The organism is Mycobacterium sp. D16Q13 (assembly GCF_002013375.1).
Classification (GTDB): domain Bacteria; phylum Actinomycetota; class Actinomycetes; order Mycobacteriales; family Mycobacteriaceae; genus Mycobacterium.
The window spans coordinates 266,472-290,724 of record NZ_MAEW01000014.1; the positions used below are offsets into that span (position 1 = coordinate 266,472).

Annotated in this window: 19 protein-coding genes; 9 read left to right on the forward strand and 10 right to left on the reverse strand. The window is 62.1% G+C overall.

All coding sequences use genetic code 11. The annotated features are described in order from the left end of the window. Positions 1 to 24 precede the first annotated feature (24 nt). Entirely contained in the window at positions 25 to 999 is a 975-nt protein-coding gene (locus B4400_RS16625; RefSeq protein WP_078312530.1) for an Acg family FMN-binding oxidoreductase, read from the reverse strand. Between the two features lie 231 nt (positions 1,000 to 1,230). Between B4400_RS16625 and B4400_RS16630 the strand changes: the two genes are divergently transcribed. The 4 genes from B4400_RS16630 to B4400_RS16645 are packed head-to-tail and all read left to right on the forward strand — an operon-like array spanning position 1,231 to position 6,972. Beyond that, positions 1,231 to 2,133 carry a universal stress protein gene (locus tag B4400_RS16630; RefSeq protein WP_078312531.1) on the forward strand — a complete coding sequence of 301 codons (903 nt, stop codon included), beginning with the start codon at positions 1,231 to 1,233 and terminating at the stop codon, positions 2,131 to 2,133. After that, positions 2,130 to 4,544 (forward strand): phosphoketolase family protein, encoded by a 2,415-nt coding sequence (locus B4400_RS16635; protein WP_078312532.1) that lies wholly within the window; start codon positions 2,130 to 2,132, stop codon positions 4,542 to 4,544. The genes B4400_RS16630 and B4400_RS16635 overlap by 4 nt, the downstream gene beginning before the upstream one ends. Next, positions 4,541 to 5,203, forward strand: coding sequence for a response regulator (locus tag B4400_RS16640; protein ID WP_078316475.1), 663 nt, complete (start codon positions 4,541 to 4,543; stop codon positions 5,201 to 5,203). The genes B4400_RS16635 and B4400_RS16640 overlap by 4 nt, the downstream gene beginning before the upstream one ends. 50 nt (positions 5,204 to 5,253) lie before the next feature. Further along, the gene (locus B4400_RS16645; protein ID WP_078312534.1) at positions 5,254 to 6,972 is read left to right on the forward strand and encodes a sensor histidine kinase; all 1,719 of its coding nucleotides are present in this window, start codon (positions 5,254 to 5,256) and stop codon (positions 6,970 to 6,972) included. Here B4400_RS16645 and B4400_RS16650 read toward each other — a convergent pair whose 3' ends face one another. Continuing rightward, positions 6,973 to 7,200, reverse strand: a complete 228-nt coding sequence (locus B4400_RS16650; protein WP_139360426.1) for a hypothetical protein — start codon at positions 7,198 to 7,200, stop codon at positions 6,973 to 6,975. A 168-nt stretch (positions 7,201 to 7,368) separates the two neighbouring features. Here B4400_RS16650 and B4400_RS16655 point away from each other — a divergent pair, with 168 nt between their 5' ends. Then, positions 7,369 to 9,051 (forward strand): sulfate permease, encoded by a 1,683-nt coding sequence (locus B4400_RS16655; protein WP_078312536.1) that lies wholly within the window; start codon positions 7,369 to 7,371, stop codon positions 9,049 to 9,051. Positions 9,052 to 9,068: 17 nt separating this feature from the next. Here the strand turns inward: B4400_RS16655 and B4400_RS16660 are convergent, their stop codons facing one another. The 3 genes from B4400_RS16660 to B4400_RS16670 all read right to left on the reverse strand — a co-directional run bounded on the left by B4400_RS16660 (position 9,069) and on the right by B4400_RS16670 (position 10,951). Then, positions 9,069 to 9,788, reverse strand: a complete 720-nt coding sequence (locus B4400_RS16660; protein WP_078312537.1) for a VIT1/CCC1 transporter family protein — start codon at positions 9,786 to 9,788, stop codon at positions 9,069 to 9,071. Between the two features lie 81 nt (positions 9,789 to 9,869). Beyond that, the gene (locus tag B4400_RS16665; protein ID WP_078312538.1) at positions 9,870 to 10,058 is read right to left on the reverse strand and encodes a hypothetical protein; all 189 of its coding nucleotides are present in this window, start codon (positions 10,056 to 10,058) and stop codon (positions 9,870 to 9,872) included. Between the two features lie 17 nt (positions 10,059 to 10,075). Continuing rightward, the gene (locus tag B4400_RS16670; RefSeq protein WP_078312539.1) at positions 10,076 to 10,951 is read right to left on the reverse strand and encodes a universal stress protein; all 876 of its coding nucleotides are present in this window, start codon (positions 10,949 to 10,951) and stop codon (positions 10,076 to 10,078) included. Between the two features lie 251 nt (positions 10,952 to 11,202). Here B4400_RS16670 and B4400_RS16675 point away from each other — a divergent pair, with 251 nt between their 5' ends. Next, positions 11,203 to 12,105: a universal stress protein gene (locus B4400_RS16675; RefSeq protein ID WP_078312564.1), complete on the forward strand. Its 903-nt coding sequence runs from the start codon at positions 11,203 to 11,205 to the stop codon at positions 12,103 to 12,105. 22 nt (positions 12,106 to 12,127) lie between these two features. Beyond that, positions 12,128 to 12,391, forward strand: a complete 264-nt coding sequence (locus B4400_RS16680) for an SHOCT domain-containing protein (protein ID WP_078312540.1) — start codon at positions 12,128 to 12,130, stop codon at positions 12,389 to 12,391. Between the two features lie 48 nt (positions 12,392 to 12,439). Here the strand turns inward: B4400_RS16680 and mgtA are convergent, their stop codons facing one another. Further along, the gene (gene mgtA / locus B4400_RS16685) at positions 12,440 to 15,073 is read right to left on the reverse strand and encodes a magnesium-translocating P-type ATPase (RefSeq protein WP_078312541.1); all 2,634 of its coding nucleotides are present in this window, start codon (positions 15,071 to 15,073) and stop codon (positions 12,440 to 12,442) included. A gap of 209 nt (positions 15,074 to 15,282) precedes the next feature. On the opposite strand from mgtA, the gene B4400_RS16690 reads away from it, so the two are divergent. Continuing rightward, positions 15,283 to 16,782 carry a bifunctional aminoglycoside phosphotransferase/ATP-binding protein gene (locus B4400_RS16690; RefSeq protein WP_286142430.1) on the forward strand — a complete coding sequence of 500 codons (1,500 nt, stop codon included), beginning with the start codon at positions 15,283 to 15,285 and terminating at the stop codon, positions 16,780 to 16,782. A gap of 1,328 nt (positions 16,783 to 18,110) precedes the next feature. Here B4400_RS16690 and B4400_RS16695 read toward each other — a convergent pair. Continuing rightward, positions 18,111 to 19,046, reverse strand: coding sequence for an NAD(P)/FAD-dependent oxidoreductase (locus B4400_RS16695; protein WP_078312542.1), 936 nt, complete (start codon positions 19,044 to 19,046; stop codon positions 18,111 to 18,113). 124 nt (positions 19,047 to 19,170) lie between these two features. Further along, on the reverse strand, positions 19,171 to 21,762 hold the full coding sequence (locus B4400_RS16700; protein ID WP_078312543.1) for an MMPL family transporter: 2,592 nt from the start codon (positions 21,760 to 21,762) through the stop codon (positions 19,171 to 19,173). Here B4400_RS16700 and B4400_RS16705 point away from each other — a divergent pair. After that, the gene (locus B4400_RS16705) at positions 21,704 to 22,339 is read left to right on the forward strand and encodes an NAD(P)/FAD-dependent oxidoreductase (RefSeq protein ID WP_286151406.1); all 636 of its coding nucleotides are present in this window, start codon (positions 21,704 to 21,706) and stop codon (positions 22,337 to 22,339) included. The two genes, B4400_RS16700 and B4400_RS16705, sit on opposite strands and share 59 nt — an antisense overlap. A 136-nt stretch (positions 22,340 to 22,475) precedes the next feature. On the opposite strand, the gene B4400_RS16710 is transcribed toward B4400_RS16705, so the two are convergent. Both B4400_RS16710 and B4400_RS16715 read right to left on the reverse strand, forming a co-directional pair. Then, positions 22,476 to 23,318: an alpha/beta fold hydrolase gene (locus B4400_RS16710; protein ID WP_078312544.1), complete on the reverse strand. Its 843-nt coding sequence runs from the start codon at positions 23,316 to 23,318 to the stop codon at positions 22,476 to 22,478. 107 nt (positions 23,319 to 23,425) lie between these two features. Further along, positions 23,426 to 24,241 carry an oxidoreductase gene (locus B4400_RS16715; protein WP_078312545.1) on the reverse strand — a complete coding sequence of 272 codons (816 nt, stop codon included), beginning with the start codon at positions 24,239 to 24,241 and terminating at the stop codon, positions 23,426 to 23,428. Positions 24,242 to 24,253 lie beyond the last annotated feature (12 nt).

A 24,253-nucleotide genomic window follows, 5' to 3' on the forward strand; every position in this document is an offset into this window, starting at 1 on the left:
ACGCCGCAGCGTGCGGCGCATAGGCTATTTACCCGCGAATTCGATGACAGCAGACAGCGGACGCCGCGGCGTGGGAGCCGGTATCGGATCCAGCGGTGGCGTCGCGCCGATCCGAACCACCGCCTGCGGATAGTCGCGGTCAGTGATACCTTCGATGATCTGGCGGCTGGCGGTAAGTTCGGTGACGTGGGTCAGGGTGCATGTCGCTAAACCGGCGACCGTTGCTTCAATCAGCAAGGCTGACAAGGCTTCACCGCATCGCACGAAATCCTGCGCAGAGTCATCACCGGTCGAGAGCACGACCAGAGTTGCCTTATCCTTCGGCACAGCGGCACGACGTTCGCGGTGCCGAGCGAAAGGAAAATCGCGCCCGATATCCACCCGATTCCGCTCTTCCTCGGAAGGCAAAGAGCTGTCCGGGATTCCCTCGGAGAGCTTGAAGGGCGCAGTCCACCAGTCGATCTCGGACTGATACGCCGAATCGTATTGGCGAAGGCCTTCGCTGAGCTGAGCTGCCTCCACGACGCGAGGACGGGCCCCGTCGGCGAGGACATCGAGGAAGGCACGATCACTGACCGCCTGCCGGAGCAGCTGCTCGGTCACCGACCACCGGCGCGGCGGCAGAAAGGGGAGTCGATCGGTATAGCGACGCTCCAGGGCATGTAAGCGATCGCGATGTGCATCCGTGACGTACTGCATCTTGGTGAAATTGATTGTCGCCAAATGGGTACGGTCATTGGGGTTCGGAAAGTATTCAGGGCGCACTAACCAGCCGAGGGCGGCTGAGGCCACCCGAAAGTGATCCAATACGGCACCGCAACTGATCAAGGCTTCCCGCTGTGAGGGGTCCACGCGTAGTAGGCGATTCACGTCGAGAAAGAGTTTGAGTTCATCATCGAGGACCCATCGCCATGGCTGACTGTTGTGGATCGATGGCGCCCGGCACGCCGCCTGGATTGCCTTGACGACCACATCGCGGTCTAGCACTACCTGCGTCATAGCGATACCTCCGCCTCGGCCGCCCTGCACCAAGCATCAACCCGAGGCGGCCCCGCAGATGAGAGCAATTGGTCCCGGCTTGATGGTGCATTAGGACCGAACAGCCGTACTGCCTCGCTGATCGGGGACGTGATACCCGGCGGTACGGGACCTTTGACCGTGGAAGACCACAGGGCCGATCCATAGCGTTGTCCTTACCAGCCACTGGTACCTACCAACTCGGAGGACACCATGAACACCACACCACGTCCATACATTTTGGTGGGCATTGATGGATCTGCGTCCGCTCTGCACGCACTCACATGGGCGGGGGACGAGGCAGAACGGCGCAATCTGCCCCTTCGGCTTGTGCATGCTGTCGATTACGGCAGCTTCGGTTATGGCTTCAATCTATCGGCGTCGACGAGCTTCTACGACCACCTGGACACCGACGGCGTCAAGTTTCTGGACCGGGCCAAAGAGCACGTCCTGGCGCTGCACCCCAATCTGGAAGTGGCCGCCGCCAAGGTGACAGCTCAGCCTGTGCCCACGCTTGTCGAGCTGTCCAAGGATGCATTCATCACCGTGGTCGGCTCCAGCGGGCTTGGCCGATTCACCGGGATGATGGCCGGGTCGGTGTCGGTCTCATTGACCGCGAGGGGACACAGCCCCGTCGCGGTCGTTCGCGAGTCGGGGACTCCGCCGGCGGGTCCGGTTGTCGTCGGTGTCAGCGGATCTCCCTCAAGCGAAGAAGCCATCGCGTGGGCTTTCGAGGAAGCGTCGATGCGTGACGCTGAGCTGGTGGCCGTGCATGCCGGAGGTGACGTACCACCGAGCTACGTGTACGCATACACCGCCTGGAGTGCGATGGATTGGGATATCGCCGAGCAACAGCAGGCCGAAGTACTGGCCGAGCGACTGGCGGGCTGGCAGGAAAAATACCCAGACGTCGGCGTGCGCCGGGTAGTCGCGATGGGCAACCCCGCCGATATCCTGCTGCACCGGGCCCGGCATGCACAGCTGCTCGTGGTCGGCAGCCGCGGACGCGGCGACGTCGCGGGCTTCTTTCTCGGCTCCACCAGCCATGCTCTCATCCACCAGGCTCCTTGCCCGGTGCTAGTCGCTCGCCCACATGCAGCAGACGATAAGCGATGAGCACCGCAACGCCAGGCACCGCGCACCATCACCCGGGCACCCTGTCTGCCGATCAGCTTGAGGCAGTTGATGCGCAGTGGCGGGCCGCGAACTACCTCACGGCCGGCCAGATCTACTTAATGGACAATCCGCTGCTCACGGTGCCCTTGCAGCCCGAGCACATCAAGCCGCGTCTGCTGGGGCACTGGGGGACCTCACCGGGGCTGAATTTCATCTACGCCCATATGAATCGGGCCATCATCGCCCACGATGTGAACGCGATGTACGTCACCGGGCCTGGGCATGGTGGGCCTGCCCTGTTCGCGAATACGTGGCTCGAGGGCAGTTATAGCGATATCCGTCCGGATGTCCCCCGTGACGGGCGTGGTATGCGGAAACTGTTTCAGGAGTTCTCATTTCCTGGCGGTGTGCCCAGCCACGTAGCGCCGCAGGTGCCTGGATCCATCCACGAGGGCGGCGAACTGGGGTACAGCCTGGCCCATGCATACGGCGCCGTACTGGACAACCCGGATCTGGTCGCAGTCTGCGTCGTCGGCGATGGCGAAGCCGAGACCGGGCCACTGGCCGCCAGCTGGCACGCCAACAAATTCCTCAGCGCGGCGACCGACGGTGCGGTCCTACCGATCCTTCACCTCAACGGCTACAAGATCGCCAACCCCACCGTGCTGTCGAGAATCACGGACGAAGAACTCGACAGCCTGCTACGGGGATATGGCTACACCCCCATCTATGTCTCCGGCCATGAACCCGAAGACATGCACCAACAGATGGCCGCCGCACTGGACCGGGCGATCATGGAGATCCGCGACTTTCAGGCGTTGTCCCGATGCCAGGTACCGGTTCTGCATCGCGCTTTCTGGCCCATGATCGTCCTGCGCACCCCCAAAGGCTGGACAGGCCCAGTGGTAGTCGACGGACATCAGGTCGAGGGCACATGGCGATCACACCAGGTACCCATCGCCAATGTGCGCGAGAACCCAACACATCGGGCCCAACTTGCCCACTGGCTGCGGTCCTACCGCCCTGAAGAGCTCTTCGACGAAGCAGGAGCGCCGAATGAGCTTGTGACACGGCTTATTCCCTCTGGGCAACGACGCATGGGGTCGAACCCGCATGCCAACGGTGGCACGCTCTTGACGCCGCTGGCGCTGCCAGATCCGGCAACCTTCGGTGTGGTGACCGGCCGGCCGGGCGCAGTGGACGCATCGCCGACCAGGGTGCTGGGACGCTATCTCCGAGAATTGTTGGTCCGCAACGCCGACCGAAGGAACTTCCGCCTTTTCGGGCCGGACGAAACCGAGTCGAACAAGCTCGGAGACGTCTATGACGTCACCGATAAGCAGTGGAGCGCAACGATTTTCCCCGGCGATCAGCACCTGGCGCGAGACGGCCGGGTTCTTGAGGTCCTATCCGAGCACCTGTGCCAAGGATGGCTGGAGGGCTACCTGCTCACGGGCCGCCATGGCCTGTTCTCCTGCTACGAGGCGTTCGCCCACATTGTGGATTCAATGGTGAACCAGCACGCTAAATGGCTCAAGATCAGCAGGCAACTACCATGGCGCCGCCCCGTCGCGTCGCTGAATTATCTACTGACGTCGCATGTGTGGCGTCAGGACCATAACGGTTTCTCCCACCAGGATCCGGGTTTCATCGACAACATCGCGAACAAGCGCGCCGAAGTGGCGCGCATCTACCTGCCGCCGGATGCCAACACCTTGCTGTCGGTTGCCGCGCATTGCCTGGCCAGCCGCGACTACATCAATGTCATTGTTGCCGGCAAGAACTACACGCCGGTATGGCTTAATCCCGAACAGGCAGCGCTGCATTGCGCACGCGGTGCCGATATTTTCGAATGGGCCAGCAGTGACGCCGGAGCTGTCCCGGATGTTGTTCTCGCTTGTGCCGGTGACGTGCCCACCATCGAGGTACTGGCGGCAGTGTCGATACTGCGAACGCATTTGCCGCAGTTGAAGATCCGGGTAGTCAATGTCGTTGATCTGTTTCGTCTGCAGCCCGATAGCCAGCACCCGCATGGCATGTCCGACGTCGACTACGACACGCTGTTCACCGCGGATCGTCCTGTGATCTTCGCGTTCCATGGATACCCGGCGCTCATCCACCGGCTCACCTACCGTCGGGCGGGGCACGCGAATCTGCATGTTCGCGGCTACCTGGAGGAGGGCACCACCACCACGCCCTTCGACATGCTGGTGCTGAACAAGATGGACCGATTCCAGCTGGTGATCGACGTAGTGGAGCGCACACCGGGCCTGCTGGAATGCGCAGACGCCCAGGGACTGAGGGACGAGATGCTCCGTACGCACGACCGCCACAACGCGTGGATACGTGCCCACGGCGAAGACCTGCCGGAGGTCCGGGATTGGCGATGGGAAGAAGACAAGACGAGATGATCACTGTGTTCCTGGTGGATGACCACGAAATCGTGCGATACGGGGTGGCCGATCTCATCGACGACGAAGAGGACCTAGTCGTCATAGGACAGGCCAGTTCGGTTGCTGAAGCGATGGCCCGGATCCCCGCGCTCAATCCCGATATCGCCGTACTCGACATACGGCTGCCCGACGGAAACGGGATCGAACTCTGCCGGGACCTACGTTCGCGGTGTCCTGCCCTGAACTGCCTGATGCTGACGTCGTTCACTGATGAGCAAGCCATGCTGGACGCGATCCTGGCCGGAGCGGGGGGATACGTCATCAAAGACATCAAGGGCATGGACCTGGTGTCCGCGATACGGACGGTCGGTTCTGGCCGGTCCTTGCTGGACAACCGGTCGGCAGCCGCCCTGATGGATCGACTGCGTGCGGCGACGCAGTCCTCGCCCGTCGCCTCGTTGACGCCGCAGGAGCAGATTCTGCTGGAGCTGATAGGACAAGGCCTCACCAATCGCCAGATCGCGGGAGAGATGTTCCTGTCGGACAAAACGGTGAAGAACTATGTGTCGAGGTTGCTGGCCAAGCTAGGCCTGGAACGACGCACACAGGCCGCAGTGCTCGTGACCAAACTCGCCGGCGACCGAACCGCTTCCGGAGAGCGATACTCGGGACGTTAAGACTTGACCTTTGACCAGCCGATATCGACTGGTTGCGCCATACTCATTGGGTGACCGATCGGTTGGGTACCGACGAGTCGGTGTCCAAGGAACTCGCGCATATCCAGCTCAGCGAGCTGCTGGCGGAGGTCCAGGGCCGAATTGAGCGCATCATCACCGAGACCAGGGGCCGGGTCGACGCGCTTCTGGATGCCGTGATGGCGGTCAGTGCCGGGCTGGAACTGGATGTCACACTCCGGCAGATCGTCCGAGCCGCCATTGAGCTCGTGGATGCCCAGTACGGGGCACTCGGCGTCCTGGGGGAGGACGGCATGCTCACCCAGTTCGTCTATGAGGGCATCGATGATGCCACCCGCGAACTCATCGGCCCGCTGCCCACTGGCCATGGCGTCCTCGGAGTGGTCATCGACGAGGCCAAACCCCTTCGGCTCAGCGACATCATGCACCACCCGTCATCCATAGGGTTCCCGCCCAATCACCCGCCCATGCGCGCCTTTCTCGGCGTACCGGTGCGGTTGCGGGACGAGGTATTTGGGCGCCTGTACCTCACCGAGAAACGCAATGGCGAAGAATTCAGTGCCGATGACGAGGTGGTCGTACGGGCGCTGGCCGGTGCGGCGGGAATCGCGGTGGAGAACGCTCGTCTTTATGAACAGGCCCGGCAGCGGCAGCGCTGGCTGCAGGCCATTGAAGAGGTCACATCAAAGCTGCTGGCCGGAGTCGAGCCCGCCGAGGCGCTGCAGCTGATAGCCGTCCGCGCCGCAGCTCTCGTCGACGCCGATTACGCCTTGATCGCGCTGCCCTGCGAGCCCGATGATGACGGCGATATCGGAGAGCTCACAGTGGCGGTATGTGCCGGCACCTCTGGGCTGGAACTTAGCGGAGTACGCATTCCGCTGAAGGGGTCCACATCCGGGGCTGCTTTTCGAGATCGATTGCCGCGCATAGTGACCCAGCTGGAATTCGATATCGCAGCAGGAGCACACGTGGCCTTCGGTCCTGCGATGGCATTGCCGCTCCGTGGACGTGATTCCACCACCGGCGTGCTCCTGCTGATCCGCCCGGCCGACGGTGCACATTTCAGGGAGGGGCAACTTGAGATCGCCGCGTCTTTTGCCGATCAGGCGGCGCTCGCTCTCGAACAAGCCCAGACGCGCACCACGATGAATGAACTACAGATGCTGAGCGACCGCGACCGCATCGCCCGCGATCTCCACGATCACGTCATCCAGCGGCTGTTCGCTGTCGGATTGGCCATGCAGGGAACGCACCGGCGGGCAGCCAAATCACCGCGAGTAGCTGCCCGGCTTGCCGAACACATCGACCAGCTGCACAACGTCATTCAAGACATTCGTACCGCTATTTTTGACTTGCACACCGTCGCCACCGACGGTCCTTCGCTCCGTGCAGCCCTGCGCGCTATTGTCGCCGAGCTGACCGATGACACCTCGCTACAAGTCTCCGTGCGTCTGAACGGGCCACTCGATGTCGTCCCGACGGATATCGCCGAACACACCCAGGCGGTGCTGCGCGAGGCCGTAAGCAATGCCGTCCGGCATGCGAATGCATCGGAATTGGCGGTATTGGTGGCGGTCGGCGACGATGTCGTCGTTGACGTCGCGGACAATGGGATAGGCATGCCGCAGGGTGCTACCCACCGGGGTCTGCGCAATCTCAGTACCCGGGCTGCGGCATTGCAAGGGAATCTCACCATCGCCGAGCCGGACGGCGGCGGTACCCAGGTCTCTTGGTCGGTGCCGCTGCCCTGACTATTTGGGCGGATTGGCGGCAAGAAAGTTAAGCCAGCGGGGCAACGGATAGCGGCCGAATGCCGCGATGATGGTCATCTTGATTCCGGCGAGAACCAATACCCAGAGAAGCACCAACTCGACCGTGGAGGCACGTTCTGTTTTGTCCATCAAGAACAGCACGCCCGTCGCCAACACAATCACACCCATGATCAGCCAGCTGAATCGTTCCATCGGAGTCGTTTTCACGATCCGGAATGCTGGTGTCTTCGACGAGCCCATTGTTGTTCCTGTCTTTTGGTAGTGACACCGCAGAGCGTCGCACCGCACTGCGTCTTCTGGTAGGAGAGTTGTGCTCATCGCAGCTGGGTCCTTGGTCATCAGTCCGTTCAGCTGCGTGAGAACCGCTGACGCACCATGATCTTCACCATGCGGTGGATGAACTACGCATCGAATCTGGCGCAGCTGCGGACGTACCAGAAACGGTGGCTGCGGGGAGATGTCCTCGCCGGAATAACGGTGGCCGCGTACCTCGTCCCACAGGTCATGGCGTACGCGACGCTGGCTGGCCTGCCGCCGGTGGCGGGGTTGTGGGCGGCGCTGGCCCCATTGGCGATCTATGCGATGCTCGGTTCATCCCGGCAGCTGTCCGTCGGCCCGGAGTCGACCACCGCGTTGATGACCGCGGCAGTGTTGGCTCCCTTGGCCTTTGGTGACGCCGCTCGATATGCGGCGCTAGCGGCTGCGCTGGCGTTGCTCGTCGGGGTGGTGTGTTTGATCGCAGGGCTGGCCCGTCTTGGTCTGCTCGCTAATCTGCTGTCGCACCCGGTGCTTGTTGGCTATATGGGTGGCGTGGGAATCACGATGGTGGGCAGTCAGATCGGTGCCATTACAGGCACGGCCAGTTCTGGTGACGAGTTTGTCGAGCAAATCAGGTCATTTTCCGATCACGTCGAGCAGATCCGTTGGCCCACCATCATCGTCGCTACAGCGGTGCTCGCACTGCTCGGCGTGCTCGCACGATGGGCGCCACGAGCACCAGGCCCGCTCATTACGGTGCTGATGGCAGCGACGGCGGTGGCGCTCATACCATCTGACGGTTCCGGCATCGATCTCGTCGGCGGAGTCCCCGCGGGATTGCCGCACCCCGGGGTACCTCCGCTGGGCCTCGATAGCCTGGGCGCCCTCGTCCTGCCCGCGTTAGGTGTCGCGATCGTGGCGTTCTCCGACAACATTTTGACGGCACGCGCATTCGCCGTTCGCCGCAATGAAGACATAGATGCCAACGCGGAGCTACGCACGCTGGGGCTGTGCAACTTGGGATCCGGTCTTACTCAGGGTTTTCCGGTCAGCTCCAGTGGTAGCCGGACCGCGCTGGGAGACTCGGTGGGAAGCCGTAGTCAACTGCATTCCTTGACCACACTCGCCCTGGTCCTGATGGTGCTGATGTTCGCGCACGGAACCTTGGCGCACTTTCCCCGCGCGGCCCTGGGGGCGCTCGTGGTGTATGCCGCCATCAAGCTGGTTGATGTTCCCGAGTACCGTAGGTTCGCCCGCTTTCGTCGCAGCGAGTTAATAATCGCCTTGGCAACAACATTCGCCGTTCTCGGGGTAGGGGTGCTGTACGGAATCCTTGCCGCTGTGGCTTTGTCGATTCTCGACCTGCTTCGCCGTGTCGCTCACCCGCACGACAGCGTGCTGGGCTTTGTGCCGGGAGTGCCCGGAATGCATGACCTTGATGATTACCCCGGCGCGCATGCGGTACCCGGCCTCGTGGTCTACAGATACGACGCGCCTTTGTGTTTTGCCAACGCAGAGGATTTCCGTAAGCGTGCAATGGCGGCTGTAGCCGCAGGACCCGAACTGGCCGAATGGTTCATTCTCAGCGCGGAGGCGAATGTCGATGTGGATCTGACCGCCCTCGACGCACTTGATCGACTCCGGGAAGACTTAGACGACCTCGGAATTGTCTTCGCCATGGCACGAGTCAAACAGGACCTGCGTGACGCGCTGGCCGCGGCAGGGTTGCTGTCCAAAATAGGGGAGGACCGGATCTTCGTGACACTGCCGATCGCCGTCGATGCGTTCAACGCGCGCTAGCCAGTACCCGGGCTATCTCACGATATGGCGTGCCCGACTAGGGTGCCGATCAGGTAGGTGACGGCCATGGCCGCGAGCCCGCCAATCGTGACGCGCAGGATGGCCCGGGTCCGACTGGCCTGGCCGATGGTGGCGCTGATCCACCCCGTCGCAATCAGAGCCAGGCACACCGCGACTGCGGTCACGGGGATTCTCCAGGCCGCCGGCGGCAGGAGGATCGCCACCATGGGCAAGATGGCGCCGGTCAAGAACGAGATGGCCGACGAGAGGGCGGCATGCCACGGGTTGGTCAATTCGTGGGGGTTGATTCCCAACTCTGCGTCAGCATGCGCTGCGAAGGCATCATGGGTGGTGAGCTCAACTGCCACTTGCCGGGCGGTTGTTGGCGCCAGGCCCTTTGATTCATATATCGAGGTGAGTTCGGCGAGTTCTTCGGCGGGCAGGTCCTTGAGTTCCTGCCGCTCTTTGCTCAGAAGGGCTCGTTCGGTGTCTCGCTGGGTGCTCACCGAGACGTACTCACCTAGCGCCATGGAGACGGCGCCGGCAGCCACACCGGCTAGTCCCGCGGTGAAGATCGGTGCCCGCTCAATGGTGGCCGCCGCGACACCGACCACCATGCCTGCGGTCGACACAATGCCGTCGTTTGCGCCCAAGACCCCCGCGCGCAACCAGTTCAGTCTGCGGCCGGTCCCGACCTGATGTGGCTCGGCGGAGTGTGGTGTCGCCTCGTTGGTCATGACTCACCCAAACAGACTATGAACTGTCCTGTCTAGCAAGGCAGTACACACTTACTCAAGAGGGTCGTGGTGTGGGCATGACTACAAGAGATCCGATGGTATGGGGTGGGTGCGACGTAGCGCTGCGATCAGCGCCTGCGCGGACAGTATCAGCGCTCCGGCGCCCAACTCAGCGAGTGCCGCCATCCGGCTCGATACGCGTACCCGCCGATCAAGCGTGCACACGCGGCCGATGAGGTAACGCCCGATTTCGAATATCAGCATGTCCATGGAATACCCCCAAGGTGTCAAGAAGGTCGTACTACGACTACCGGTGAATGTGCCGCTTGCACAACGCTTCTACTCACCGAGCCGAGAAACATTCCCGCAAATCCACCACGGCCATGGCTTCCCAGCACGACAAGCTGCGCATGTCCGGAATGCTCGATAAGCCAGCGGCTGGGGTTACCCTTCACCAGTTTCCGGACGACGCTCACATCTGGGTAGCGCTCCTGCCAGCCCGCGAGCCGCTCACCCAAGAGCTCATTGGCGTGCTCACGCTCTTCGTGCCAATCGAATTCGGGTGCTGTGTCCAGTACATCGACCCATGCGTGCATTGCGACCAACGGCACCTTTCGGTGGGATGCCTCATCGAATGCGAGCGCGATGGCCGGCTCGGAAACGGGGGAGCCGTCGATGCCGACGATCACCGGGTCGCTCCGATCGAGTTCGGGCACGTCGTGGACCACGGCCACCGGTGCATGCGCATAGTGCACCAGGCCGGAACTTACCGATCCCATTACCAGGCGATCAAATGTCCCCAGGCCGCGCCGTCCAACGACGATCGTGCGAACGTCCTTTGACATATCGACAAGCACAGGAACCGGTTTCCCGAATTCGAGTTCGGTGCGTATCTCGGGAAGCGCGCCGATGCCAACGGCCTGCTCGGCCGTGTGCTGAGCTCGCCGCAGTACCTCTTCACCGTGATGGCGTTGCCATTGGTGGACCCGTTCTTGTGTATCCGGATCGCGAATGTAGAGGTACTCCCGGGTTACCACTGTGACAATCGTCAACCGATCACGGCGCATCGCAGCATGTTTCGCAGCCCAGCGCACAGCTGCGGATGCTTCAGGAGAGCCGTCGGTGGCGACGACGACACCCGGTTTCTGAGTGATTTCTCTCATCTCGACGCTCCTTCTGGTGGGCTCCTATACGCAGGCTATGAGCCGGCACATACTCCGCGCTGTGGTCTGTGGTCCCCGTACTGGCGCCATTGGTCCCGTCTGACGGGCCACTGTCGTCGACTTTGTGCTCTCGCCGCGTCGACAACTGGCACTGGCCTCTGTGGCGGTTCGGCAACGAGTATTAGCTGTAGGGCAGCATATTTCGGGATCGCTTCGAATTTCGGGATTGCATTGCGCAGAAGGAGAGCATGATGGAGGAAGAAGCCGGGAGCGGTTGGTCCGACGAGGGGCAACCAGCACCGGACTATGACAAACCGGCACCGGCAGTGGTTGTCGGCATTGACGGGTCTCATCGAGCGCTGGGGGCTGCGCTGTGGGCAGTCGACGAAGCTGTGAGCCGAGATATCCCGCTCCGGCTCGTCTACGCCATCGAACCCCGCGAGCGGTCGGGTAGCGAACTCTACGACGCATATGATCTGACTACGGCTGAAATCGCCAGCCAGGGCGCCGTCATGGCAGTGCAATCGTGCGAGAAGCCCGTCAAGATCGAGGTTGAAATCCACCAGGGTTCTGCGGTGGAAGTATTGACTCGTCAGTCGCATTCGGCCGCATTAGTCTGTGTAGGAGCATTGGGCCGGGACCGCGCAACTTCCCGCCGCGCAACATCAACGGCCTCGGCTCTGTCGGCACGTGCCCATTGCCCCGTCGTGGTTGTTCGAGGGCGCAGGCCATGCCAAGAGCGGCAGGGGATAATAGTGATCGAATTTAGTGATGATGCTGATTTCGATGACGTGATGACCCAAGGGTTGAACGCGGCGGCCGGGGATGCTTCGGTTGTTCAGGTCGTGGGCTGTTGGTCACGCCATGGCAGCGGTACCTGTCGGCCATCGGCGGATATGAACACGTTGCGAGCGCGCATGGAAAAGGTGCTTGAACCGTGGCGGCACCAATATCCCGACAGCGCCATCGACAGTGTCGTCTGGCAGGGTTCAATTTCTGAATACCTTGTGCAGGAGACCGATTCGATTCAGTTGTTGGTCGTCGGTCGCCACCGGAAACAGGGCCTCACCGAGCTGACAGACCATAGTCCGTCCGTCACGCACCCTGGGACTGCCTACTCCGTCATGATTGGCGGCCATCACAGGCCACTCTAGAAGTCGCCGTCAGCAGGAAGGGATGATCATGATGTTTTGGTATGGCCACGGCACAGGCTTATGGGCAGGGGCGGGGATGATGCTCAGCATGGTCCTATTTTGGGTAGTGTTGGTCATCGGTATTGTCGCGCTACTGCAGCACCTACTCGCCGCTGGTCGGGAGATGCCTATCCGGGGCGCGAATACTGATGCAGCAGAGCGCATTTTGGCAGAGAAGTTCGCACACGGCGAGATCAACGAGGAACAGTATCGCGGGCGGATCGCGGTCCTTCACGACCCGAACTGACGTGCGCCCCGAATTGGTTGCCGCCTTCCGCTCTCATCGCTCGAATTGCTAGGAAAGCGCAGTGCTAAATCGGGCTGCACGACGCTCGACATGGTGCCGTCGGTCCTTTTGTTGTGAGACTGGAGGGGATGTCTGCGACGTGCGGTAAAAGAGCATCTTCGCTATCTCGATGAGGACGAGGTAACACATGACCATGAGGACCAGTGCGGCGAAGAAGCCGAGCGGCAGCGGGTGAAAGCCAAGACTGTTGGCTAGAGGTGTCGCCGGTAGCAATGCACCGATCACGACAACGCCGAGTGCGGAAAGCAGTAGCGGCATACTGGGGGTACTGCGAAAGAAGGGGATCCGTCTGGTGCGGATCGCGAAGATCACCAGAGTTTGGGTGGCCAGCGATTCGACGAACCAGCCGGAGCGGAACTGTGTCGGTCCGGAATGGAACACCCACAACATGACCCCGAAGGTGGCGAAGTCGAACAGTGAGCTGATCGGGCCGAAATACATCATGAACCGGCGGATGAAACCGATGTTCCACCGAGATGGTCGGGCAAGCTGCTCGGCGTCCACCTCATCGGTGGGGATGGCCAATTGGCTGGTGTCGTAGAGCAGGTTGTTAAGCAGAATCTGCGAGGGCAGCATCGGAAGAAAGCTCAGGAACAGCGAGGCGCCGGCCGCACTGAACATGTTGCCGAAGTTACTGGACGTGCCCATCAGGATGTACTTGATGGTGTTGGCGAAGATCCGCCGGCCCTCTATCACTCCGTCAGCGAGAACATCGAGGTCCTTTTCTAGGAGAATGACATCCGCGGCGTCTTTGGCCACGTCACTGGCTGAGTCAACGGAGATCCCAATATCCGCGGCGTGCAACGCAAGTGCGTCGTTGACGCCGTCGCCGAGGAATCCAACATCGAAGCCGGTGCGACGCTGGACGCGCACAATGCGTGCCTTATCCTCGGGACTTACGCGGGCGAAGATTGTGGTGTCCTCAATGGCGGCGCCGAGTTGTTGATCATCGAGAGAAGCAATCTCGGCGCCAGTCAGCGTGCCGGTCACGACCACACCAAGGTCTTGGCAGATCTTGTCGGCGACTGCTGGGCTATCGCCAGTGACGATTTTTACTGCAATATGCAATCCTGCTAACCGTTGCAGGGCTGCGGCTGCACCGAGCTTGGGCGCATCCAAGAAGACCAACAATCCGCCGAATCGCAAGTCGCGCTCGTCTTCCGGACCCGGCCTCACCAATGCGGCAGCGGAACGAGTAGCCACGGCCACTACACGATTTCCTGCCGCGAACTCGGCCGCCAGCGCTGCGCGCGCCTGTGGCGGCACATCGACACACCGATCAAGAACGGCTTCTGGTGCCCCTTTGGTTATGAGCGTCCGCCGTCCAGCCGCATCGTCCACCAGTACGGAGGACATCCGCCGTTCGTGGTCGAAGGGAATCACCGCCTGTACTCGATAGCGGGCGACTTCGCTTCGATGCCGGGCAGATTGAGAAGACTCGCACAACGCCACATCCAGTGCGTTTCCGCCGAGCACCGTAGAGCCTTCCAGGTCCACCTCGGTACACACCAGGCCCCACTTCAGCGCCCCCTCGGACAAGCGCCCGTCAGGGCCAAGCGCCCGCATGAAACTGATACGCCCCTCGGTGAGCGTGCCGGTCTTATCGGTGAACAAGACGTTCACATTGCCCAAATCCTCAATGCACACCAACCGTTTCACCAGTACCTTGCGCTGAGACATTCGCCGGGATCCGGCGGCCAGACACGTGGAGACAATGGCGGGAAGCAGCTGGGGAGTGATCCCGACCGCGATCGCCAGGGAGAAGAGCAGCGCGTCGATAATCGGGCGGTGTAGCGCGAGGTTGACGCCGAAGATAAAGGTGGTCAACACTGCGGCAACCTGCACCAAGAGCATCGAAAAGCTGCGCAGTCCAACCTGAAACTGCGTTTCGGGGTGGTGGATATCCAATCCGGCTGCAATACGGCCGAACTCGGCTTGCGCCCCGGTCGCGACAACAACACCTCGTCCGCTGCCGGCGTGCACCACTGTGCCCATTAACGCGCAACCGGACAGCTCCGCAAGCGGCGCCGCGACGGCGCCCTGGCCCACGTTCTTCTCCACCGGCAAGGACTCGCCAGTCAGCACCGACTCGTCGCATTCCAATTCGTTGACCGACAACAGCCGGATGTCGGCGGGCACTACATCGCCCAGGCGCAGCTCTAGCACGTCCCCGGGAACCAGCTCGGTAACATCCACGAGAACCTGATGTCCGTCACGGACTACCAGTGCACGGTGATGGATCTGTGAGTGCAATGCCTCAGCTGTCTTTGCCGCGCGGTACTCATTGCCGAACCCCAGGCCGACCGACAGCACCACTATCACTCCGATCACCGATGCATCAGTGCGTTCGCCCACGAAGAACGACACTGTTGCTGCGGCTACTAGCAGACCGAGCAATGGGGACCGGAGCTGACGCCACAGCACCGCAGCCATCCGTGCCCGATGCGAGTACACCGCATTCGGCCCGTGCTGGAGCATCCGCTGACGAGCTTCGTCCTGTGTCAATCCGCGCTCTCTGGCTGCTAATCGTGTCAGCAGGTGGTCTACCGGTAGCGCACTAGCCACAGAAATGCCCAACGGTGCCATGCTGCCGGATGGTGACGGCTTAGCTAGGGTGCTCATCGGCACAGATCCGTAGGGGAGCAGTTGATCTCGTCGACGTACGGTGTTCTCGGCATCGTTTGCTCCCTGTCGGGGTGGTCATGTGAACTATCGGCCAGACACCACCTCAGCGGAAGAGGCTTTCGTCCCTGCTCACCCCAATGAAATGGGCATCGAGAAAGAGTCGCAAGGCCTCGATATCCGGGCGTCGGCGGACGATCATGGGAGCCGTGGACGCAAACCAGGCGGGTACGCACCGAACTGCAAATGATTTTGCGTCAAACCGAGGTAACGCCGCAGAGTTTCGTGAAACACACACGGCGTTCGTAATCTTGATTGGCGATCGAGCTTACAAGGTGAAGAAGGCGGTGACGAACGACTTCTTGGATTTCAGTACCGTGGAGTTACGCGAAAGTGCCTGTAACCGAGAAGTTTTCCTGAATCGCAGGCTGGCGCCAGACAGCTATCTGGGTGTGGCTCACCTGTCTGATCCCCCGGGCGGTGCCAGCGAGCCCGTAATAGTGATGCGCCGCTATCCGGACTCCGCACGACTAGCCACAATGGTGAGAACCGGAGCGGAGGTCGAATCGAATCTTGCTGCCATCGCCAAGACATTGGCGCACTTTCACGCCAGTGCCGATCGCAGTGTAGCGATCAGCGAATCGGGGACAGCCGATGCTGTCGCGGCCCGCTGGGAAGAGAACATAGGTGTCCTATTCAGCTTCACAGGATCCGTGCTCGCGGACGATGTTCTGCGCGAGATACACACACTGTCAACTGAATTCATCAGCGGTAGACATCCATTGTTTGCCGAGCGAGTCGACGCAGGCTTCATTGTTGATGGCCACGGCGATCTCCTAGCTGAGGACATTTTCTGTGTACCTACTGGGGCGGTCCTGTTGGACTGCCTAGAGTTCGATGATTGCTTACGTTATGTCGACTGTGTCGACGACGCGGCGTTCTTGGCGATGGATTTGTCATTTCTGGGCCGCAACGATTTGGCCGACTACTTCATCGATCAGTACACAAGATCGTCCGGAATCGATACTCCACAATCGCTGTGGCATTTCTATATCGCCTACCGTGCCGTGGTGAGGGCGAAGGTGGACTGCATTCGGTTCGCACAGGGACGTGCCGCATCGGTGGCAGAGGCGGTCGCTCACCTTGAATTGGCGCGGCGGCACCTTCGGGTGGGCGCTGTGCGGCTAATCCGAATCGGCGGTGGACCAGGCACTGGAAAGACCACACTCGCCAAAGCGCTTTCCGGAAGAATTGGGGCACAGGTAATTTCAACCGACGCCGTGCGCCGAATGCTGCAAGAGCAGGGCGCAATCACGGGTGACCCGGGCATTCTCGACGGTGGGCTGTATTCCAAGCAGAATGTCTCGGCGGTGTACGACAGCGTGCTACAGCGCGCACGAAACTTCCTTACGCGGGGTCAGTCAGTGATTCTCGATGGAACATGGCGTGACATCCATCAGCAAAAGCGAACACGCGACCTCGCCTGCGAAACGCACGCCTTGCTCCATGAATTCGAATGTCACGTGCCGCTTTCTGCTGCCCAGGACAGAATTGCGCACCGTGGGCCCACATTCTCGGACGCCACTTCTGACGTCGCTGCGGCCATAGACGCGGACGTCAGTACGTCAGACACGGCGCATCGCATCGACACCAACCGGCCAGTCGCAGAGTCAGTAGCTCAGATCGCGGCCGTGTGTCATGTCCTGTAGTCCGTCTCCGAAGCTTCTGTTTGTATGTCGTTGAAACTCGGTAGCCAAAGATGCTGCAGCGCTGGGCCATTCAAGATATATTCGTCACAGTGACGTAATGAGCGTGGGTGGCGCGGGTCGGCTGACGGTGGGGTAGTGCCGCCTTTAGGGCCGTCTATGCGATTGCCCGGCTTCGGTTCACGGATCGGGGTGCGCATACGACAGCATCAAGCTCGAGTCCTCGAAGTGTTCGACAAGCGCGGCGGAGCGTTGTTGGCGGCAGATGTGTCGCCGCGGACTATTGACGGTGATTGGGATCGCGAGGAAGTCGTGACGTGTTGAAGAAGGCCTTTCCCGATGAGTCGTCATTTCGCACCTCGCCTGAATCGGATGAGTATCAAGCGATCTCCGCTCACCTCGGGCGGACTAAGAGGCGGTCGTGCCGCTCGTCAACGGGTCGGGCTAGGACATCCCCAACTCGATCATATCGTCACAGTGACGTTTCTTGGGTGTGGGGCTGGAGGCCGGAAGGGGTGCCCGGGGCACGAAACATGTCGCGCCCGAGCGAGTTTGGATGTTGGAGCGGCGTCCGGCTTGGCCGAGTGTGACCACCGCGTACACGCGCATCCGTTGGGCATGCTGGCGTCCCGCCAAGTCGATAAGTGCTGACATTCGGCGATGGCCGAAGAGCGAGGGTCTGCGCCGAGTGCCTGTGCAGAAAGTGCTGATAGGCACCTTTTCAACACCAGCACCACGTATATCTAACGCCGATAAGACACATTATGTCAGATAAGGTACGCTGTTTTCATCTGATGAATCAGGAACGCTTTGAGCGGCTGTCCGTTCTCAGTTGAAATGTCAGTTTTCTCAGAGTGGATGTCAGTGTTCGGAATTGGGCAGTTCGTCTCTGAGATCTTGTCAGTGAAGTGGCCGTCGACGTTGGCGGCCACTTGATGCTGTGAATGGCACGCAGTTTGTGGCGGTGATCGGTCCGCCCTGGACCGGATCACCGCCACTTCCCTGCTGTCCGTTCTCATTGAATCTGGGGCGCGGGATGGCCGTTGACCTGGGGTGCCCCAGATTGGATGAGAATCCTGTGTCGTGGATTTCTCACTGAATCTGGGGCAACTCGTCGAGCGATTGCCTTCGGTTGATCCTGGCCAATTTCGTCATATCGGATGCGAGTTGCCGTACGCGATCAGCGATATAAGAACAACAATCGCGTACAAGACGCGCCGGGGCGAGCCCACGGCATCTGGTGGCCTATCATGGCTAGGCCTACTACCAGTTGTAGTCCAAGTTGGTTAGCGATTCTCTGGTTGAGATGGCGACAGCCCGACCGGTCCCGTTCATTCCGGTATCGGTAGGCCGATGTTCTCGGCCAGACTCTGCACAACCGACGTGGCCGCGAGTGAACCGGTCGCGATCGCCGAGGCTACCTGCGGCATTTGCGTACTAGCGTTGTCGCCGGCCGCGAAGATTCCGGGAACCGTTGTCCGGCAGAGCGCATCAACTGCGATGGGATTCGCCGCCCCCGGCGTCGGCTCACCGAATCCGACCCCGAGCTGTTCGGCCAACGGCGACCGCTGATGCAGTGTCGTTGCGACGAGCAGACCACTGCGTGCCATCTGAGTTCCGTCGGTGAACACGATGGCTTCCAACTCGCCATTGCTTGAGGTGAGTTGGGCAACGGGCCGCTCGTCGACCGCGACGCGTGCTGCAGCTAACCGGGATCGGGCGTCACCATCGAGTTGCGCAGGCCCTCCAGTCAGGAGCACAACGTCATCGCTCCATCCCCTGAGCAATAACGACGAACGCACTGCCCGCTCACCGTTGGCCAACACCGCCAACGGTTGATCGCGAACCTCCCAGCCGTGGCAGAACGGGCAGTGGAACACCGACCGCCCCCACAACTGCGCGAGCCCGGGCAGCGCAGGCGGCCGGTACTCCATGCCCGTGGCCAGCAGCACCAGACGTGTGCGTTCACGCCGACCGTCGGACAGTTCCAGCTCGAACACATCGCCGGCACGCTCACCCGCCACCACCTCACCGGTCCGCACTTCGACAGACGGATAAGCAGCAATCTCCCGCCGCCCCGCCTCGTACAGCTCGCCCGGCGGTCGGCCGTCATGACCCAACAACCCGCCGATGCCGTGAGCGGCCAGGTTGTTCTGCTGACCCGCGTCGACCAGCAGTGTTCGCCGCCGCGCACGGCCCAGCACCAGACCCGCGCTCAAGCCCGCTGCGCCGCCACCGACGACGATGCAGTCCCATGTAGTGTTCATGACCTAATCCTCCTAATTGTTTCGAGTTCATTGTTTCGCGCGTTGACGGCGCTTACCGTGAGTCGCTTCATCGCTCATCCTCGTGCGGTATGACGATCGTGCGCGATGTCGCAGGCAAGTTCGGTCATGCTCGATCGCCCACACCCGTCGCGGGTCTGGGATCTGGTCCTAACAGTTTTCGGACGGAGATCCGCGATCCGAACGGCTGCAGCATCTGACTGGCCGGCCTGGTGCGCACGTGGAGCGGCCACCAGAACCAGCGGCCCAGTAGCGCCGCGATCGATGGTGTCATGAGCGATCGCACGATCAACGTGTCGAAGACGAGGCCGAGGCAGATGGTGGTGCCGATCTGCTGGATCATGACCAGGTCGCTGACGATGAACGAGCCGAGGGTGAAGGCGAACACTAGTCCTGCGGCGGTCACGACTCCGCCGGTGCCGCCCATCGCACGGATGATCCCGGTATTCAGTCCGGCGCCTACTTCCTCCTTGAACCGGGAGATCAGCAGCAGGTTGTAGTCTGCCCCGACCGCGAGCAGGATGATGATGGCCAGGGCGGGCACGAGCCAGAACAGCTCGACACCGAAGATGTACTGCCACATCAGAATCGATAGCCCGAGCGCAGCTCCCAGCGAAAGGACGACCGTGCCGACGATCACGATGGCGGCTACGAAGCTGCGGGTAATGAAGATCATCACCAGCAGGATCAACGCGACCGCCGCCAACGTGACGATCATCAGGTCGTACAGCGATGCCTCCTGGACGTCCTTGTAGGTCGATGCTGTTCCCGCGATGTAGATGCGTGAGTCTGACAGCGGGGTTGCCTTGATCGCATCGAAGGCAGAGTTCCTGATCGCGTCGATGTGCGAGATGCCCTCGGGGCTAGCGGGTTTGCCCTCGTGTGTGATGGTCATCCGGGCGGCTTTGCCGTCGGGGGACATGAAGAGCTCCAGGCCGCGTTTGAAATCTGCGTTGTCGAACGCCTCCGGCGGCAGGTAGAACGAATCGTCGTTCTTGGCGTCGTCGAAGGCCTTGCCGAGCGCGGTGGCGTTCTGCAGTGTCTCTCGGCCCTGTGCCAGGGTGCCGCTGATGGTGGCGTAATTCGACTGCAGCAAGGCGCGATTGGTGTTCTGGATGTCGAGCTGAGGTGGGATCAGCGACTGCACTTGCGGTTGCAGCGCGTTGAGTTTGTCGAGGCTCGCGGTGATCTTGCCGAATTGGTCACTGAGTTCGGAGATGCCGTCGAGTGAGTCGAACACCGATCGCGTGGCTGCACACGACGGGATGTCGGCACAGTGTGGCTCCCAGTAGAAGTAGTTGCGCAGCGGTCGGAAGAAGTCGTCGAAGTTGGCGAGGTTGTCTCGGATCTCGTTGATGGTGTCGACGGTGTCGTGGAATGCCCGCACTTGCTCGTCGGTGGCATTGGTGGCTTGCTGCTGCAAGGAGAGCTGACGTTGCAAGATGTCGATCGCCTTACCGGTCTGATCGATCTGGGTCAGCAGGTCGCGGGCCCTGTCCTCCTGGTAGCTCAGGTTCATGACCTGGCCCGCGCTCTGGGCGCTGATCTGAAATGGAATGGAACTGTGCTTGATCGGTGTACCGAGGGGTCGCGTGATCGACTGAACCAGTGCGACCCCGGGGGTGTGCAACACCGCCTTGGCAACGCGTTCCAGTGTCAGCATGTCCGAGGGATTGCGCATGTCGTGATCGGATTCGATCATCAGCAATTCGGGATTGAGCCGCGCCTCCGAGAAGTGGCGTTCCGCGGCGGTATATCCGATGTTGGCCGGGGCGTTATCGGGCATGTAGGGACGTCCGTCGAAGCTGATCTGTGCTCCTGGCAGCGCGAGCAGGCCTACCGCGGCCACCGCCAACGACGCGACTAGCACGGCTCCCGGCCACCGCACGATCGTTGTGCCGACGCGGCGCCAGCCGGTGGTGCGAAGCATACGTTTGGGATCGAGGAACCCGAACCGCGCAGCGGTCGTCACCGCTGCTGGCCCGAGGGTCAGAGCCGCGGCCAACGTCACGACAAGGCCCACCGCCGTAGGGATGCCGATGCTGCTGAAATACGGGAGCCGGGTGAAGTGCAGGCACGCCACTGCTCCGACAATGGTGAGTCCAGAACCGACGATGACATGGACGGTGCCACCGAACATGTCGTGGTAAGCGGCCTCGCGATCCAGGCCCTTGCCTCGCGCTTCTTGATAGCGCCCGACGAGGAAGATGGCGTAGTCGGTGCCCGCGGCGATGGCCATGCCCGTCAGGAGGTTCACCGCGTAGGTGGACAGGCCGAACAGGCCCGCGTTGCCCAGCAGCGCGACCACACCCCGCGTTGCGGCGAGTTCGACCGCGACCACGAGGAGAACGATCAGCATGGTGATCAAGGAGCGGTAGACGATGAGCAGCATCACCGCGATGACGAGAAACGTGACGGCAGTGATGATGTGGGTGCCTTCGTTACCGATCTCGAAGTTATCGGTGATCAGCGGGGCGGCGCCGGTGACGTAGGCCTTGATCCCCGGCGGAGGCGGCGTGGCGGCCACGATCTGGCGGATGCTGTCGACGGAATGATTCGACCGCGCCTCGCCCTGGTTGCCTTGAAGGTAGACCTGTACGAGCGCTGCCTTGCCGTCCTTGCTCTGGGCGCCGCCCGCGGTGACCGAATCGCCCCAGAAATCCTGGACGTGCTGGACGTGTTCGGTATCTGCCCGCAACTTCGCGACCAGACCGAGCCGTGGCGTCTATTACGCCGCAAGCCAACTGGAGGCCAACTCGGTCTCCGGGCAGAACGCCGTCGTGGTCGGGGGCGCCAACTCCGCCGGCCAGGCGGCCCTGTTTCTCGCGCGGAACGCCGGCCACGTCCACGTCCTGATCCGCCGAGACGACTTGCGCGACACCATGTCGAACTACCTGGCACAGCGCCTGACCCACCATGAGCGGATCACCGTGCACCCTCGCTGCGAACTGTCCGCCGTCCATGGCAGCAGCCGGCTCAGCGGGCTGACCTGGCACGACCGCACCCGCGACCGGGAGGTACGACTCGACGCGGCCGCACTGTTCCTGATGATCGGCGCGGACCCCTGCACGACCTGGCTGCACGACATCGGTGTCGACCTCGACGCCAAGGGCTTCGTGCTCACCCACGACAGCTTTGCCACCTCGATACCCGGGCTGTTCGCCGTCGGTGACGTGCGCGCAGGCTCCGTCAAGCGGGTGGCATCGGCCGTCGGCGAGGGATCGGTGGTCATCTCCGCAGTCCACGCCTACCTCGCCAGCAGAAGGACGTTCTGACCGGGACCTTAGGGCGAGCCATGGTTGAACAGCTCCGGATGCCGGGTCAGCCCCATCCCGCTGTCCGCGACAACGCCATGTCAGACGCCCCGCGCCGCCCATCCCGGTGGTCTCGCCGCGAGGGTCGAGTGATCCGCTACTGGGCCCATGCCGCGATCCGTTCCGCGATCGCCTCGGGGGCCTCGATGTGCAGGAAGTGACCGACGTCGGGGATGACCTCCAGCGAGTGCGGGGCCGCGAACCGATGTCGGTCGTCGACCTGCGGGGGAAGGAAGCAGCCGTCGTCGGCACCGTAAAGCTGCAGCAGGGGTACCGCGATCGGTTGAGACAGGCGGCGCGTCGCCCCGAGCATCTTGGGTCGCAGCATCGCCCGGTAGTACTTCAGAGGCGCGGGCATGCTCGCCCGCAGGTGGTCGTGTAGCTCCGCCTGCAGAGCTGGATCGAGCGAGAGGTTGGGCGACCACTGACGCCAGAGGCGGTCGATGAAGGCGAGATCGCGGGCGGTGGCCATCCAGCCGCTTCCCGGCAGTTGAAAGAGCCCCATGTACCAGATCCGGCGTAGCTGAGCGAGGTGCGGCCGGCTCGCCATCGTGAGTGGGTGGGGGACTGCGAGCGTGACCGCGCGTTCGATCCGCTCGGGTGCGGTGACGCAGGCATCGTATGTGATCAAGGCGCCCCAGTCGTGGCCGATCAACTCCACGGCTCGCCCGGGAGACCAGCGGTCGATCAGCGCGAGCACGTCGCTGGTGAGGGATGCGAAGTTGAACGGCCCCGCGGTCGGGGACGGCGCGTAACCGCGAAGCCAGGGCGCGACGACGTGACGTCCGCGGCGGCCAAGCTCGGCGAGGAAGGGCTTCGCGGTCGGCGGATGGTCCGGGAAGCCGTGCAAGACGATCGTCGGTTGACCATCGGGGTCCCCACCCTGCAGCGCGTGAAAGGTGCCGTGTGGCAGGTCGAAAGTGACGTGTTCGAAGTCCATGTGTGTAAGCCTTTTCCAAGAGCGGTCGGACGAGAGATGCTGATGGTGGATTCGGTGCCTCTGGGTTGGGACATGTGCGCCTGCTCAGGCGCCGGTGCACTACGGGGTCAGCCGGCTAGTCGGTTGAGCTTGCGGATTTGTTTGTCGAAGGTGCGCCAAGGCACGATCCGGCGCAGGAGGCTGACGCGGGCGGCCATCGAGCCGGCGGTGTACCGGAGTTTGGGCTTGGAATCGGTGGAGGCCGCGACGATCACCTTCGCGACAACGTCGGGGTCGTCGGCGGTACGCAAGGCCGTGGCCAGCACGTCACGGGCGATCTCCCGCTGTGCGGTGTAGATCGGCAGGGGCGAGTCGGGCGCCAGACTGCTCGCCTCGAAACTCGTGCTTGTGTAGGCCGGCTCGACCAGCAGCATCCGGACGCTGTGCTCGCGAAGCTCGTGGTCGACGGACTCGGAGTAGCCCTCGACCGCGTGCTTGGCGGCGGCGTAGATGGCCATGAAGGGGGCTGGGATCAGACCGAGCACCGAGGAGACGTTGACCACGCGGCCACTGCCCTGGGCGCGCATGTGGGGCAGTACTGCGTTTGTCATCCGCATCAGGCCGAAGACATTGATGTCGAAGACCTCCTTGGCCTGGTTGATCGAGCTCTCTTCGCCGGCGCCGACCGCGCCCACGCCTGCGTTATTGACCAGGACGTCGATCCGGCCGAACCGCTCGATCACCTCCTCGACCAGGGAGCGGACCGACTCGTCGCTGGCCACATCGAGATCTAGAAACGTCACCCCGGCCAGCGGCCCGGCGTTCGCCGCGTTGCGGCTCGTGCCGACCACCGCGAAACCGGCGTTCACAAGGGCGAGCGCTGCCGCCCGACCGATCCCGGAGGAGGCGCCCGTCACGAGGGCCACTGGGGAAGCTGTCTGCATGTCGGTTCCTAA